The organism is Kribbella sp. NPDC048928 (assembly GCF_043197975.1).
Classification (GTDB): Bacteria; Actinomycetota; Actinomycetes; order Propionibacteriales; family Kribbellaceae; genus Kribbella.
The window spans coordinates 227,393-242,990 of sequence record NZ_JBICUC010000001.1 but is presented as its reverse complement, the minus strand read 5'-3'; the positions used below and the strand labels follow the sequence as shown (position 1 = coordinate 242,990).

At 67.9% G+C, this 15,598-nt stretch carries 13 protein-coding genes; 8 read left to right on the top strand and 5 right to left on the bottom strand.

What is annotated here, in order from left to right:
* The first annotated feature begins 224 nt into the window (after positions 1-224).
* The 8 genes from leuA to ACGFI6_RS01040 all read left to right on the top strand — a co-directional run bounded on the left by leuA (position 225) and on the right by ACGFI6_RS01040 (position 9,963).
* Positions 225-1,943, top strand: coding sequence for a 2-isopropylmalate synthase (leuA, locus tag ACGFI6_RS01075; protein WP_393114176.1), 1,719 nt, complete (start codon positions 225-227; stop codon positions 1,941-1,943).
* A gap of 249 nt (positions 1,944-2,192) precedes the next feature.
* The gene (locus tag ACGFI6_RS01070; RefSeq protein ID WP_393114174.1) at positions 2,193-3,293 is read left to right on the top strand and encodes an ABC transporter permease; all 1,101 of its coding nucleotides are present in this window, start codon (positions 2,193-2,195) and stop codon (positions 3,291-3,293) included.
* Positions 3,294-3,297: 4 nt separating this feature from the next.
* A complete protein-coding gene (locus tag ACGFI6_RS01065) occupies positions 3,298-4,194 on the top strand; it encodes an ABC transporter permease (protein WP_393114171.1) in 897 nt (298 codons plus the stop codon).
* Between the two features lie 5 nt (positions 4,195-4,199).
* Positions 4,200-5,282, top strand: a complete 1,083-nt coding sequence (locus tag ACGFI6_RS01060) for an ABC transporter ATP-binding protein (RefSeq protein WP_393114169.1) — start codon at positions 4,200-4,202, stop codon at positions 5,280-5,282.
* On the top strand, positions 5,279-6,340 hold the full coding sequence (locus ACGFI6_RS01055; RefSeq protein WP_393114167.1) for an ABC transporter ATP-binding protein: 1,062 nt from the start codon (positions 5,279-5,281) through the stop codon (positions 6,338-6,340). The genes ACGFI6_RS01060 and ACGFI6_RS01055 overlap by 4 nt, the downstream gene beginning before the upstream one ends.
* The gene (locus tag ACGFI6_RS01050) at positions 6,340-6,546 is read left to right on the top strand and encodes a hypothetical protein (RefSeq protein WP_393114165.1); all 207 of its coding nucleotides are present in this window, start codon (positions 6,340-6,342) and stop codon (positions 6,544-6,546) included. The genes ACGFI6_RS01055 and ACGFI6_RS01050 overlap by 1 nt, the downstream gene beginning before the upstream one ends.
* Positions 6,547-6,604: 58 nt before the next feature.
* Positions 6,605-8,464: an ABC transporter substrate-binding protein gene (locus ACGFI6_RS01045; RefSeq protein ID WP_393114163.1), complete on the top strand. Its 1,860-nt coding sequence runs from the start codon at positions 6,605-6,607 to the stop codon at positions 8,462-8,464.
* A 41-nt stretch (positions 8,465-8,505) separates the two neighbouring features.
* On the top strand, positions 8,506-9,963 hold the full coding sequence (locus ACGFI6_RS01040) for a GNAT family N-acetyltransferase (protein ID WP_393114160.1): 1,458 nt from the start codon (positions 8,506-8,508) through the stop codon (positions 9,961-9,963).
* On the opposite strand, the gene ACGFI6_RS01035 is transcribed toward ACGFI6_RS01040, so the two are convergent.
* Genes ACGFI6_RS01035 through ACGFI6_RS01015 form a run of 5 tightly spaced genes read right to left on the bottom strand, consistent with a single transcriptional unit; the run spans position 9,960 to position 15,565 of the window.
* Entirely contained in the window at positions 9,960-10,724 is a 765-nt protein-coding gene (locus ACGFI6_RS01035) for a Fic/DOC family protein (protein WP_393114158.1), read from the bottom strand. The two genes, ACGFI6_RS01040 and ACGFI6_RS01035, sit on opposite strands and share 4 nt — an antisense overlap.
* Positions 10,724-10,927: an antitoxin VbhA family protein gene (locus ACGFI6_RS01030; protein ID WP_393114155.1), complete on the bottom strand. Its 204-nt coding sequence runs from the start codon at positions 10,925-10,927 to the stop codon at positions 10,724-10,726. The genes ACGFI6_RS01035 and ACGFI6_RS01030 overlap by 1 nt, the downstream gene beginning before the upstream one ends.
* A gap of 38 nt (positions 10,928-10,965) precedes the next feature.
* Entirely contained in the window at positions 10,966-11,613 is a 648-nt protein-coding gene (locus ACGFI6_RS01025; RefSeq protein ID WP_393114152.1) for an ABC transporter ATP-binding protein, read from the bottom strand.
* Positions 11,610-12,446 carry an ABC transporter ATP-binding protein gene (locus tag ACGFI6_RS01020; protein ID WP_393114149.1) on the bottom strand — a complete coding sequence of 279 codons (837 nt, stop codon included), beginning with the start codon at positions 12,444-12,446 and terminating at the stop codon, positions 11,610-11,612. Before ACGFI6_RS01020 ends, ACGFI6_RS01025 begins: the two co-directional genes overlap by 4 nt.
* Complete coding sequence (locus ACGFI6_RS01015) at positions 12,443-15,565, bottom strand: FtsX-like permease family protein (protein ID WP_393114146.1); 3,123 nt, start codon at positions 15,563-15,565, stop codon at positions 12,443-12,445. The genes ACGFI6_RS01020 and ACGFI6_RS01015 overlap by 4 nt, the downstream gene beginning before the upstream one ends.
* Positions 15,566-15,598: the final 33 nt, after the last annotated feature.

Here is a 15,598-nt window from a genome sequence, read left to right as displayed (position 1 = left end):
AGCAACAGCCCTGTCACTCTCTGTGTCTCGCCCGTCGAGACCCCCGGTTCGACGGGCTGGGGGAGTTGTGCATAGACTCATCGGCATCATGCGGCACCAGCTTCTCCTCCTTCGCTGCCGCGGCGAGGCCTGACAAGGCCGGTTTTCCTCGCCGCGGAGTTTCGTCGTACAGCCGGTCGTCCAGCGACCCTGAGCAGTACAGCGCATCCCTCGAGGAGAACATCGTGGCACCGAAGAACCAGCCCAAGCCTGTCCAGCAGCCGTCCACCCTGCCGATCCACCGCTACCACGCGTTCCCGCCGATCGACCTGCCGGACCGCACCTGGCCGGCGGGCGCCGTCGACCACACGCCGCGCTGGCTGTCCACGGATCTTCGCGACGGCAACCAGGCGCTTGTCGAGCCGATGTCGCCGGCCCGCAAGCGGCGGATGTTCGACCTGCTGGTGAAGATGGGCTACAAGGAGATCGAGGTCGGTTTCCCGAGCGCCAGCCAGTACGACTTCGACTTCGTCCGGAGCCTGATCGAGGACGACGTGATCCCCGACGACGTGACGATCTCGGTGCTGACCCAGGCCCGCGAGGAGCTGATCGAGCGCACCGTCCAGTCGCTGCAGGGCTCGCCGAAGGCCACCATCCACCTGTACAACGCGACCGCTCCGCTGTTCCGCCGGGTGGTGTTCAACGTCGACAAGGCCGAGTGCCGCACCATTGCCGTGCGGGGCACCGAGACCGTGATGAAGTACGCCGACGAGATCCTCGGCGACTGCGAGTTCGGGTACCAGTACAGCCCGGAGATCTTCACCGGCACCGAGCTGGAGTTCGCGCTCGAGGTGTGCGAGGCGGTCAGCGACGTCTGGCAGCCCGCCGAGGGCCGCGAGATCATCCTGAACCTGCCGGCCACGGTCGAGATGTGCACCCCGAACGTGTACGCCGACCAGATCGAGTGGTTCGGCCGGAACCTGACCCGCCGCGAGCACAGCACGATCAGCCTGCACCCGCACAACGACCGCGGGACCGCCGTGGCGGCGACCGAGCTGGCGCTGATGGCCGGCGCGGACCGCGTCGAGGGCTGCCTGTTCGGCCACGGCGAGCGGACCGGCAACGTCGACCTGGTCACCCTGGGGATGAACCTGTTCAGCCAGGGCATCGACCCGCAGATCGACTTCTCCGACATCGACGAGATCCGCCGTACGGTCGAGTACTGCACGCAGATGCGCGTCCCGGAGCGTCAGCCGTACGCCGGCGACCTGGTCTACACCGCTTTCTCCGGCTCCCACCAGGACGCGATCAAGAAGGGCCTGGAGGCGCTGGACAAGCAGGCCGCGGCCGAGGGCCGCCCGGTCTCCGAGATCGCCTGGGAGGCGCCGTACCTGCCGATCGACCCGAAGGACGTCGGCCGCAGCTACGAGGCCGTGATCCGGGTCAACTCGCAGTCCGGCAAGGGCGGCGTCGCGTACATCATGAAGTCCGAGCACCGGCTCGACCTGCCGCGCCGACTGCAGATCGAGTTCAGCCGGGTGATCCAGCAGCACACCGACAACGAGGGCGGCGAGGTCGGCCCGCAGGTGATGTGGGACATCTTCGCGGCCGAGTACCTGGCGCCCGGCAAGCTGTCGCTGCTGACCGTCAACTCGACGTCCGGCGAGGGACACGGCGACCAGCTGCGGGTTCAGGTCTATGCCGGTGGCGTGCCGCACGAGCTCGTTGGCGAGGGCAACGGTCCGGTCTCCGCGTTCGTGGACGCCCTGCAGCCGCTGAAGTACGACGTCAGGGTGCTGGACTACCACGAGCACGCGCTCTCGGCCGGCGGCGACGCCCTGGCCGCCGCGTATGTCGAGTGCGAGGTCGGTGACGAGGTGTTCTGGGGCGTCGGCCGCGACGCCAACATTCTCACTGCGTCGCTGAAGGCGGTCGTCTCGGCTGTCAACCGCGCCACGCGCTGACCCTGCTGGAATCTGACCAGCGCAATGCCCGCCTCCGTGTCGGAGGCGGGCATTTCCTGTACTCCCCGGTACCGTTGCGTCACGGTCCGCAACGTTGTCTCAACGTTGCCTCAAGTCGTTGACTCGGTGACTGAGGTTGCGCACACTGTCGTCACTATGCGCAGATCCTTGCAAGACAGTGTTACTAAGTCTTAGCTGAGAAGGGGTCTGCGCCACCGACTTTCCCTGGCAGTCGCGTGGAGGTGAGCAGTGAGCGGTGCGGTCGACACGTCCGCGGCGAAGCTGATCGAAGGACCGGCCGTCGAACCGAGACCCTCGGCCGTACGGCGGTTCTTCAACGCTTGGCTGGTCCGAAGGGTGCTGAAGGCGGTCCTGACCGTCTTCCTCGTCACCACCGGTACGTTCTTCCTGGTGCGATTGTTGCCCGGTAACCCGGTCGACACCTATATCCAGACGCAGATCGCGCAGACCGGTATCTCGTACGAGGCGGCCGCGGCGCAGGCGAAGAACCTGTTCTCGCTGGACCCGAACGAGCCGTTGATCGTGCAGTACGTGCACTACATGGTCAACATGCTGCACGGGGACTTCGGCAACTCGTTGCTGTCGCCGGGCACGTCGGTGGCCTCGGTGGTGAAGACCTACCTGCCGTGGACGCTGTTCTCGGTCGGCGTCGCCACCGTGTTCAGCTTCATCATCGGCATCGCTGCCGGGATGATCATGGCGTACCGCCGCGAGAGCTGGATCGATCACCTGCTGACGTCGATCGGCTCGCTGCTGCATGCGATCCCGAACTACATCCTGGCGATCCTGATCGTGGTCTTCCTCGGGGTGAAGCTGCAGCTCTTCGACCTCACCCAGGCCCGTGGCTCGTACACGCCGGGCGTCACACCGTCGTTCAGTCTGAGCTTCCTGAACGACATCTTCTACCACGCGTTCCTACCGATCCTCGCCTATGCGCTGACCACGGTCGGCTCCTGGGCGCTGGTGATGAAGTCGTCGACGGTGGAGACCCTCGGCGAGGACTACGTGACGGTGGCCCGGGCCCGCGGCCTGTCGGACTCCCGGATCCGGACCGGGTACGTCGGCCGGAACGCCGTCCTGCCCCTGTTCAGCCAGCTCGCGGTGTCGCTCGGGTTCGTCGTCGGCGGCTCGATCTTCGTCGAGCGGATCTTCGGCTACCAGGGCATCGGGTTCAGCCTGTACAACGCGGTGAACGGCCGCGACTACGCCGTACTGCAAGGGATCTTCCTGGTCGTCACGATCTCGGTCGTGCTCGCGAACCTGCTCGCCGACGTGCTGTACAGCAGGCTGGATCCGCGGATCCGGGTCCAGGGCAAGGGCAAGGGGTGACGAGATGACCGAGGCCACCATTCCCGTCACCTCGATCGGTACCACGGGTGTCTCCAGGTTCGCCGGCATCCTGCGGTCGCTGCGCCGCAGCCCGGCCGGGTTCATCGGGTTCGTGATCGTCGCGCTGCTCGTCCTGGTCACGGCGATCGTGCCGTTCTTCCTCCCCGACGTCGCGCCGAACGTCAAGGAGATCCTGCTCCCGGCCGGCTCGCCCGGGCACCTGCTCGGCACCGACAACGAGGGCAAGGACGTCCTGATCCAGATGATCGGCGGCGGCCGGACGGTGATCTTCGTCGGCTTCGTCGCCGCCGCGATCTCGACCGCGCTGGCGATCGTGCTCGGCTCGCTGGCCGCGTACCTCGGCGGCTGGGTCGACTCGGTCGTCGTGACCGCCGCGGACGTCGTCCTCACCGTCCCGCAGATCGTGCTGCTCGCCGTCCTCGGCGCGTTCTTCAAGCTGGACTCGCCGATCCTGCTGGCGCTGCTCGTCGGCGGCCTGTCCTGGCCGGTGCTGACCCGCGCGGTCCGGGCCCAGGTGTTCTCGCTGAAGGAACGCGAGTTCGTCGAGGCCGCCCGGCTGCTCGACCTCGGCACCGTCCGGGTGGTGTTCGTCGAGATCCTCCCGAACATGGCCAGCTTCATCCTGATGAACTTCATGATCGGCGTCACGAACGCGATCTATCAGCTGGTCGGCCTGTACCTGCTCGGCCTCGCGCCGCTGACCGGCTCGAACTGGGGCATCATGCTGAACCGCGCCTGGATCGCCGGCGCCATCTTCAACGACGCGAGCCTGGCCTGGATCCTCAGCCCGATCGTCGCGATCATCCTGCTGCTGCTCGGACTGGTGATGATGACGAGATCCCTCGAAGAGATCCTCAACCCGCGACTCCGGGACCGGTGAGCGAGATGACGACTGTTTCCTCGAGCGAGCGCGCCAAGCGCGGCAGCCAGGGCAAGCCGCTGCTGTCGGTTCGCGACTTCAAGGTCGAGTACCGGACCGGATCCGGTGCGACCGTACAGGCGGTCCGCGGGATCGACCTCGACCTGTTCCCCGGCGAGAGCCTCGCGCTGGTGGGGGAGAGCGGCTGCGGCAAGACGACGTTCGGGCTCGGCCTGCTGCGGTTGCTGCCGCGGCTCGGCCACGCCAGCGGCAAGGTGACTTTCAACCGCGGTGACGGCACCGAGATCGACGTCCTCGGCCTGGACGGCCGGGATCTGCGGCAGTTCCGCTGGCGGGACGCCGCGATGGTCTTCCAGGGTGCGATGAACGCGTTCAACCCGGTACTGAAGATCCGCGCGCACATGCACGACACGATGCGCGCGCACACCAAGGCGAGCAAGCAGGAGATCGAGGACCGGGCCGGCGAGCTGCTCCGGCTGGTCCGGCTCGAGCCCACGCGGGTGATGGACAGCTACCCGCACGAGCTCTCCGGCGGCATGCGGCAGCGCGTACTGATCGCGATGAGCCTGCTGCTCGAGCCCGAGGTCCTGATCCTCGACGAGCCGACCACCGCGCTCGACATCCTCACCCAGCGGTCCGTCGTCGACGTACTGCACGAGGTCCGCGACCGGCTCGGGTTCTCGATGATCTTCATCTCGCACGACCTCTCGCTGGCCGCCGAGCTGGCCGATCGGGTCGCCACCATGTACGCGGGCCGGATCGTCGAGACCGGTGGCGTCCGGGACCTGTTCTACCGGCCCCGGCACCCGTACACGCTCGGCCTGATCAAGGCCGTACCGCCGATCGTCGGTGACCTTCCTGATCTCGAGTCGATCCCGGGCGGCCCGCCGAGCCTCGCCGCGCTGCCGAAGGGGTGTACGTTCGCGCCGCGCTGCAAGTACGTGACCGACGCGTGCCGCGAGGAGGACCCGCCGCTGATCCCGATCACCGACGAAGCCGGCGACGCGCACGACGTGGCCTGCATCCATTCCAAGGACGTGCACCTCGAGCGCGAGGCGCCGACCGAGACTCTGGGGACGGCATCATGAGTGCACTGGAGGAGTCGCCGCAGGCCGGACGGACGCCGTTGATGACGCTCGGCGGCGTCAGCCAGGTGTTCGACACCAAGGCCGGGCCGATCCGCGCCGTGGACAACATCGACCTGTCGGTGAACCCCGGCGAGGTGCTCTGCCTGGTCGGCGAGAGCGGTTCCGGGAAGACGACGGCGGCCCGGATGGCGGCCGGCCTCGCGCGGCCGACCAGCGGGCAGGTCGCGTACGACGGGACCGACATCTGGTCGATGAAGCGCAACGACTTCACCACGTTCCGGCGCAGCGTGCAGTACGTCCACCAGGACCCGTACGCGTCGCTGAACCCGACCCGGACGGTCCAGCAGACGATCACCGCACCGCTGCTCAAGCACGGCGTCGTGAAGACCAAGAAGGAGGCCGCGGAGAAGGCGGCCGAGCTGCTCACCAAGGTCGACCTGAGCCCCGCCGAGAACTACCTGCCGAAGTACCCGCACCAGCTGTCCGGTGGCCAGCGGCAACGAGTCGCGGTCGCCCGTGCGCTGACCCTGGACCCGAAGCTGATCATCGCGGACGAGTCCACGTCGATGCTGGACGTGTCGATCCGGATCAGTGTGCTCGCGATGCTCGGCCGGCTGCGCGACGACCTCGGCGTCGGGTTCCTGTTCATCACGCACGACCTGGCGATCGCCAAGTACTTCGGCTGGCGCGGTAAGACCGCGGTCATGTACCTCGGCCGGATCGTCGAGTTCGGCCCGACCCCGAAGATCATCAACGCGCCGACGCACCCGTACACCCGGGCGCTGATCGACGCGATCCCGGAGCCGGACCCGGACCTGACCAAGACCAAGGGCCGGGAATCCCTGCGCAGCCTGGAGATCCCGAGCCTGGCGAACCTGCCGTCCGGGTGCTCGTTCCATCCGCGCTGCCCGCAGTTCGAGGACGGGCTGTGCGACGGGAAGATCCCCGAGCTCATCGAGATTCGCTCCGGTCAGTCCGCGGCCTGCCACGTGGTCGCCCGCGACGGCGTCCGGGACGGACTCCGTGAAGAGAAGCAGCCGGATGAGCCGGGGGCCTGATGGGCCCTCAGATCGGCCGGGCGGCGCTCGGCTGGGCAGCGTTCCTGGTGCTGTCCAGCGGGGTCCTGCTGCTCACCCTGACGCCGGGCACCCCGGAGTTCGTCGTCACCTTGTTCACCTTGTGTTTGGGCCTGTTACTGGGCCTGGTGGTCGTCGTCGGCGTGGTCATCACCCGGCGCCGGGAAAAACGCGAGGGCGGTAGTTAATTCCACCAGCAGTACCTGACCAGACATGGGCGTGTGGTCAGTCCAGAAAGGACTAAGGATGAGTCCCACCGGCACCAATGATTCCGGCACCAACGGATCGGGCGCGAGCGCCCGAACCAACGCCATCTCCCGCCGCAACGTGCTCCAGTTGTTCGGCATCGCCGGTGTCGGCGTGGCCGGCATCGGGTCACTGGAGGCGTGCTCGCCGAGCAAACCGAACTCCAGCGGGGGCGGCGGCAGCAACGCCAGCAAGGAGTTCCACGGCGCGTACCCGTACCAGTTGCCGCCGAAGGGCCACTACAACCTGGCCGCCGGTGTCACCGACGGCATCCAGCAGCAGAGTCCGTACCTCGACCTGGTCTACCCGAGCGGTGGTATGTACTACTGGGCGGACAAGAAGTGGGAATGGATGATGGCCGAGTCCGGCACGCTGGACGAGGCGACCAAGACCTACACGATGAAGCTGCGCTCCGGGCTGACCTGGAGCGACGGCAAGCCGGTGACCGCCAAGGACGTCGTGTCGACGTTCAACCTGCACTGGCTGATGCGCCAGCAGTCCTGGACGTTCCTGTCCGACGTGAGCGCCAAGGACGACACCACGGTGACGTTCACCATCGGTACGCCGTCCACCGTGCTGGAGCGCTACATCCTGCGCGCGCCGATCATGCCGGACGCGGTGTACGGCGAGTGGGCGACCAAGGCCGAGACGATGCGCAAGGCCAAGACCAGCCTGGACAGCGCCGAAGGCAAGGCGCTGAACGGTGACTTCCAGAAGTTCCGTCCGGAGAACCCGGTCGTCTCCGGTCCGTTCAATTTCGACCCGAAGAGCATGACCAACGCGCAGATGACGCTGGTCAAGAACGACAAGGGCCTGTTCGCGGACAAGATCGCGTTCACCAAGGTCGTCCTGTACAACGGTGAGACGTCCGACGTCACGCCGGTCGTGCTGAACAAGGACGTCGACTACGCCACCCACGGATTCGCGGTGGCCACCGAGAAGACCCTGCAGTCCAGTGGGTTCCGGATCCTCCGGCCGCCGGTGTACTCGGGCCCGGCGCTGGTGTTCAACTACACCGCCCACCCGGAGCTCGCGGACGTCCGGGTCCGGCAGGCGATGGCGTACATCCTGGACCGGGCCGAGAACGGCACCGTCGCGCTCGGCGACTCGGGCAAGCCGTGCAAGTTCATGGCCGGTTTCTCCGACATCTCGGTCCCGGACTGGATCTCCGACGCCGACCAGAAGAAGCTCCAGGCCTATGACAAGGACGAGGCCAAGGCCACGTCACTGCTGCAGGCAGCGGGCTGGAAGAAGACCGGTGGCAAGTGGATGCTGCCGAACGGCAAGCCGGCCGCGTACGACATCAAGTTCCCGACCGAGTTCGCGGACTGGAACCCGGCCGCCACCAACGCGGCCGACCAGCTGAACAAGTTCGGCTTCAACATCACCAAGCGGGGTATCACCTTCACCCAGCTGAACCCCGACGTGCTGGCCGGCAAGTTCGACTTCGCGATCCAGACCTGGGGCGCCTCGAACCACCCGCACCCGTACTTCGCGTTCGTCCAGGACCTGTACACGTTCAACTACGTGACGGCCGCGAACTCCGGCGGCAAGGGCATGAACTTCCCGCTCAAGCAGACCACCACGGCCGGTCCGATCGACCTGCAGTCCGTGGTGGACAAGTCCGCGCAGGGCCTGAACCTCGACGAGCAGAAGAAGAACGTCACCGCCGCGGCGCTGGCCTTCAACGAACTGCTGCCGATCATCCCGCTCTGGGAGCGCTACGGGAACAACCCCGCGCTCGAGGGCAAGCGGGTGGCGAAGTTCCCGGCCGACGACGACCCGATCCTGAAGAACGCGCCGTACGCGGACAACTTCGTGATCATGTACATGTACCAGGGCAAGGTCGCGCCGGTTTAACAACTGGCGTACTGACCCGATTGTTTGGTTGGGTCGGCCGGGTGATCAGCATTCGCGAGATCGATCCGGCCGACCTGGCCTTGTTCGACGAGTGGTACGACGCCTTCCGGGCCGGCGCTGTCGCCGGGCGGGAGGCCCCGCTGGTAGCCGCCCGCGAGGCCCTCGGGTACTCACTGCGCAATCCCGGCCCGTTGAAGACCCGGATCGCGGTCGGTGCGTTCGAGGACGACCGGGTGCTCGGCGCGATGCTCTTCGAGTACCGGCTGGCCGACAACCTCGACGCGATCGAGGTGGAGATCGACGTACCGCCCGCGCATCGGCGGCGGGGGATCGGTACCGCGCTGTGGCAGTGGGCAGTCACCCGGTCCGCGCAGCTCGGCCGGACGATCGTGCAGGCGGAGCTCGCGGTTCCCGCGGATCCGGCGCCTGGTGCGGCTTTCGCGGAGCGGCTCGGGTTCCAGGTGGAGCACGTCGAGGACCACCTCGTCGTCCCGCTGCCGTACGACGAGTTGCGGCTCGAGGAGCTGCGATCGGAGGCCGGGCGTCTCGACGGGTACCGGCTGACGTCCTGGGCGGGGTTGTGTCCGCCGGAGCATCAGCAGGCGTACGCGGACCTGCACACCGCGATGGACCTCGACGTGCCGACCGGTGGCATGACGCGCGAGGTCGTGCCGTGGACGGTGGAGAAGCTCGAGGCGAGCGAGGCGCGGATCGACCGGACCCACCTCGCTCTCGTCACGATGGCGCACACCCTGGACGATCAGCCGGCCGGGTACACGCTGATCTACCTGTCGCGGGGCGACATCGAGAACGCGCAGCAGGACGACACACTCGTACTGCGCGACCATCGGGGTCACAACCTCGGTACGTTCCTGAAGCTCGCGAACCTCGAGCAGTTGGCCGAGCACCGTACGACGCAACGCTTCCTGCACACCTGGACGGCGCTGACGAACGCGCCGATGCGCAAGGTCAACGGGCGCTTCGGCTTCCGTGCCGTCGAGCAGAACCGCGAGGTCGAGCTCAAGGTGCCGTTGCTGCGGCCGGCCGCGCGCGGCCTGATCCTCGACGAGGAGGACCGGGTGTTGCTGGTCCGGTTCGAGTTCGCCGACGGGCCGCTGTGGACGACACCTGGTGGTGGCCTGGAGGCCGGCGAGACGATCCTCGAGGGACTGCGCCGCGAACTCGTCGAGGAGGTCGGGTTGTCGGATTTCGCCGATCCGCCGCACCTGTGGCACGAGGAGATGGTTGCCGAGGGCCACGCCGCGGGCTACGACGGCGTCCTCAACGACACCTTCCTGATCCGTACCAAGCACTTCACGCCCGCGGGCTCGCTCAGCGCGGAGGAACTGCGCGCCGAAAACGTCCACGCGCTCCGCTGGTGGACCCGGGACGAACTGGCCGCCTACGACGGCCGCTTCGGCCCTCGCAACCTCCCTGCCCTGCTAGACCGCCTGCTCTCCACCGGCCCGCCAAGCACCCCAGTGAAGCTGGACGTCTAACCTTTCTCGTACCCGCGGGGGCCGTCCTTCGCGGCATCGTGCTTCGTCGCGACAGAAGTCGTCCCGGAAGCTGGTGATCCGGGCGACGGCAGCCCCGACAGCGCCGCCTTCGCGACCACAGGATCGACCGCAGGGCCGGCAAGCTCGATGCCGCCGGTCTCTCGGACGCCCGGACGAATCACCTTGGCCAGTTGGTCTCGGAGCGGGCCGTGGTCGGCCCTCGCGTGGGCGTACAGGCGGCCGTACTTGAAGGCCTCGATGTTCTGGTTGACGGCCGCCCAGTCGATCGACCGGCCGGTCGACCGGGTCAACTGGTCCATGAAAACCCGCTGGCTTCGGGTGTTGCCGTCCAATGAGGGGTGCAAGGCGGTCAGCTCACCCCAGTGGTACGCAAGCCGGTCGGTGAACTCAGCGTCGCTCTTGCCCTGCAGGAGATCGTCGCGCCGAAGATCGCCGAAGATCCGGTCCGCTTCCTGCTGCAGGTTCTCCGGCAGGCAGTGCGGCAGCCCGACAACCGCGGTCTGGGTCGGCGCGTCGCGCAGCTTGCCCGCCCAGTCGTACATGTCCTGCAGGGTGCGGCCGTTGATTTCCAGCAGATGCTTCAGGTCGTAGTTGCCCTGTACCGGGTGCTGGGCCAGTTCGGCGACCCGCTGGTACGCGAGGCGGGTCTCCATCGTGTGCGCCTGGATCGGGTCCTGCAGGCCGAACTTGTTCCGCAGGACGGTTGAGTTCGGGTAGGTGTAGTCGTCGTACTTCGCCATCAGTCGCGCTTGAACTCGTCCAGCGTGCGCTTGATCTCTTGCTGGACGGCCTCGTCGGCGGTGATCTCGCCGCGGAGCTGGCGGCGGGCGATCTCAACCGATTCCTCGTCGGGCTCGTGCTCGGCCAGCCGGTGGCCCGCGGTCGCGCCTTCGATCGCTGCCTCGATCTCCTCGTCGGTCAGCTGCTGCTTCTTCTCCGCCATAGATCGATTTTACCGGGTTGTGGTTAACCGTGGTTCTGCTACAGACGCCGTAGCCAGGTGAGGTGGCCTTCGTCCATTACTGCGTGGCCGTCGGCGCTCTCGGCGACGTTCGGGTCGTGGGTGGCGATCACGACGGCGGCGCCGCGGCGGGCCTCCTCGTGGAGCAGGTCGAGGACGCGTTCGCGGTTGGTGCTGTCGAGCTCGCTGGTGGACTCGTCGGCGAGGATCACGCGGCCCTGCTGGGCGATGCCGCGCGCCACCGCGACGCGCTGCTGCTCGCCACCGGAAAGCTCTTCGACCAGGTGGTCGCCACTCTCCTCCAGCCCGACACCTTTGAGTGCCTGCTGGATCCGCCGATCCACGTCCTCGCCCGGCTTGCTTGCTGCGAGCAAGGGGATCGACAGGTTCTCTCGCGCAGTCAGCACGCGGGCCAGTCCGTTGCCCTGCGGGATCAGTACGACGCCGTGCTGGGCTGCGGCCGGGCGATCCTTGATCACCAACCCGTCGACCTCCACCTGACCCTCCGCCAGCGGCACCGCGCCGGCGATTGCCCACAGCAACGAACTCTTCCCGGCGCCGGACGGTCCGCTGACCGCGAGCACGAACCCGGGCGGCACCGTGAACGACACGTCGGACACGGCGGTCAGCTCGCCGTACCGCACCGTCACCTGGCTCAACGTGATCATTGCTCGCCCTCCTGCTGCACCGGGGTGAGCCGGATCTCGCCGTTGTCGGTGGTGACCTGGACGAGCGTGCCGGCCGGCAGCAGTTCGGCCACGTGCGGCGGCAGCGGCAACGATCCGTCGACGGCGACCACGGCGTACTCCTCACCGGATCGTCCCTCGGAGGCGATCCGGCCGTCGCGGATCGTGATCGTCCGGGGGAGGGTCGCGGCGACCTCGGGGTCGTGGGTGACGAGCAGTACTGTCATCCCGGTCTCGCGGTTGATCGTACGGAGTGCCGCGAGCACTTCGTCGCGGGCGTGGTGGTCGAGCTGACTGGTCGGTTCGTCGGCGAGCAGGAGGCCGGGGAGCGTGGCGATGCCGACGGCGACCGCGCAGAGCTGCACCTGGCCAGGAGTCAGCTGGGTCAGCTCGGTGGACGCATGGTTGCCCAGGCCAACGAGTTCGAGGATCGTCTCCGGCGCGGGCAGATCGCGGTCCGCCGGCGCCGCCTGCTGCGCGTACTTGATGTTCTCGGCCGGCGTCAGGTACGGGATCAGGTTCCGGCCGGCGCCCTGCAGCACGATGCCGACGTCGCCGGAGCGCATCCGGTCGAGCTCGGTCTCGGTCATCGTGGCGACGTTGTGCTCGCCGATCTGCAACCGCCCCGCGCTCGGGGTGAGCAGGCCACCGCAAAGCTGCAGCAGCGTCGACTTGCCGGCTCCGGACGGACCGAGCAGCCCGACGAGCTCTCCCGGCCGCACCGAGATCCCGATCCCCGAAAGAGCCGCAACATCATGCCCGTGCGCCCGATAGATGTGCACGAGCCCGGTGGTGCTGATCGCTAGCCCACTCATGTCAGTTCCTCGCGGATTCGGGTGTAGCTGGATCTGCGGTTGACGCCGCTGCCGAGGACGAGGGTGGCGGCCGCGAGGATTGCCGTACCGCCCAGCCAGAGCGCGATCGCGACCGGCCAGTTGGTGTGCAGATCGAGTGGCACCGGGCTGTCACTGTTCGCGAACAGTGGAATCAACGGCAGCGCGACGCGGGCGCCTATCAACCCACAGACCGTTCCGAGCAGGACGGCGAGGGCCACGGGCCCGGTCTGTTCCCAGCGCGCCGCCCGCCCGGTCGCACTCGCCGGTACGCCGGTCAGCTGCAGGCTGGCGTAGTCCTGCGCCCGCGAGCGCCACGACGTGACGACGGTCAGCAGCAGTACGACGATGGCGAGCACCCAGGCGGCGATGCCGACGACCGGCGTCAGTTGCAGCGCGAGCGCACTCGCCGACCGTCCGTACGACGCGATCCGATCGTCGCGCCGGTCGATGAGCTCGGCGTTCATCCCGGCCTTCGTGAACTGCTCGACGATCGGGTCGAGGTTCGCCATCCCGTCCTTGTTCAGCCAGACCTCGAAGTCGGTCCCGTTCTCGTCGACGGCGCCGCCGAGCCGCCGGACCGTCTCCAGGTCGACGACGGCGGTGTGCTCGCCGTTCCGGTTCACCGGCGCGCGCAACCGGTCGATCCGGTTCAGCAGCATCGGCGAACTGTCGACGCCCGGGGTCGTGCTCGTCTTGTCGTACCGGAACTCCGGGGTGACGAACGCCGGCACCGTTGGCGGCACGGTCGCGTACTGCAGGAACTCGTCATTGCCGAAGCTCTGCAATCCGATTGTCAACAATCCACCGGGCTTGGCCTCGACCGATCCCTCGCCGGCGCCGACCACCTGGAGCGGTTTCCAGTCGTTCGCGGTGCCGAGGGTGATGTTCGGATGGTCGTCGCTGGAGAGCTTGCTGATGGTCAGATCGCCCTCGAGCCCGGTCTGGTCGAGCGGCTCGCGGCCGACGCCGAGCCGGAGCAGGTCGCAGCCGGCCTGACACTCCACGGGTGCCTTCAGCACGACGGGCTTGTTTGCGGGCAGCGTGAGCGCCGGGAACGAGACCAGGTACCGAGCGCCGTCGCGATGACTGACCAGGTTTGCGCGCAGGACGACGGAGCTCGGCTTGCCGTTGCCGATCGGCTCACCGTTCGGGGTGTTGACGACCTTGGCCTTGATCGGCCCGGTCGAGACGGTGACGGTCAACTGCGTACTGCGGAACTGGATCGGCGCCGGACTGCTCGGCGCCTTCAGCGCCTGCCAGCCGGCAGCATCCGTGAGATCGTCGCCGCGGTACGCGATCCGCCGGAAGCTGTCCGGCTCGATCATCTCGGTCTGCAGCGCGTCGGGGGAGCCCGGGCGGGACATCACCACCGGAGTCAGCCACTTCCGGTCCGGGTCGATCTTGTCGACGGCGCCGAGGAAGTCGGCGAAGTACAGCGCGTTCATCCTCAGTACGCCCTCGGCGCCGGTCTCGTAGCCGGAGCGGGTGTCGCGATTGCGCGTACCGACCGAGGCTGCCTGACCGGCGAAGGTAAGCAGCGCGGCAGCCACCGCGACCGCAGCGACGATGCGCGTCACCGCGGGACGACGAGAGACCTGCAGCGCACCAAGTGCGAGCCCCAGGCGTCCCCGACGTACCGCAGAGCGGCTGATCAGCCCGGCCAGGGGCAGCAGGAGGTGTGCGAACGCCAACCCGGCCGCGAGCGCGAGCAGGGCCGGTGTGAGGACCGGCAGCGGTCCGCGCCCGTCTCCGGTGAGCGCCGCGAACAGGCCGGCGACGGCGAACACGATGATGCACAGATCCGCCAACCCGATCGCGGCCCGCCCGAGCCGGCGGGGCGCCACGCGGCGCAAGAGCGTGGAGATCGGACGCCGTACGGTGCCGCGCACCTGAAGGACCACCACGACCAGAGCTACGACAGTTGCGGCAGCAAGCGCCGCGGGCACCGTCCACGGCAACTCAGCCGGAGCGCCGTGGCGCAACCAGGTCACGCGCACGACTGTCAGGATGGCGAAGCCCACCAGACCGCCGAGGAGCGTCCCGGCCAGCACCGGCAGCCCCAGTTCGATGGACAGCGCACGGTGCGTACGGCGCGCCGACGAACCACGCAACCGCGACAGCGCGATCTCAGGGCGGCGCTGATCGACCACGGCGGCCAGTGCAAGCGCCAGTACGACGACTGCGAACAGGGCGACCTGGACCATCACCAGCGGGATGATCGTGGTCGCCTGCTTACGTTCCGACTGGATCTGGTCGACCAGAGTGGCGAGCGACGTCGTCACCTCTGCAGGTACGCCGGCTTCCTGGGCGTTGCCGTTGACCGTCCGGGTCGCTTCCTGCAGGCGCTCGAGGTCCCCGAGCCGATTCACCCCCGGGAGCGGCCGGGTGTCCGACGTGGCTTTGGCCGTGAACTTCACGCCCTCGGTGAACGTCGTCCGCTCGGTGAACATCTCGTTCGCCCAGCCCGGGTCCTTGTCGGTGGGCTTGCGCGTGTGGCCGATCGGGTAGTCGCCGAACCAGTAGTCGCCGCGCGGATCCTTCGGCCGGTAGAAGCCGACGACCTTCAGCGACTGTTCGGCCGAACCGTCGCTGGCCGCCGCGTGCAGGTCCTGGCCGACGGCGATCTTCCAGAACGACTTGTCGACCACCGAGGCGATCACCTCGTTGGGCGCCTGCGGGCACCGGCCCTCGACGACCGTGAGCTGGGCGCAGTATCCGTCCCGCCAGCGCAGCCGGGTGGCCGTCTGGTCGTCGCCCGGCGCGCCACTCCACGAGATGTCGCTGAAGTACCCGTGCACAGGCGGCGTGAAGTGCGACCGGAGATCGTCCGGCAGTACCTTGTCGAGCTGTTCCGGGCCGAGCACCTGGTTGGTGTTCCCGGGGTCGGTCTTCCAGCCGGGAGTCTGCTGAATGGGGGCAGAGACGATCAGCCAGGACGCCGGGAGGCGCTGATTGGAGAGTGTCTCGGTCATCACCGTCTGTTCGACGGCGCGCGCGAACCACGGGCCGAAGACCGCACAGGTGCCGATCAGCAGGCTGACGCCGCTCAGCACCAGGGCCTGTGCCCACCGGTACCGCAGCGCCCGTCGAAGGAACATCTCTACCCCCAGCGGTCGTGTCGCCCGCCGAAT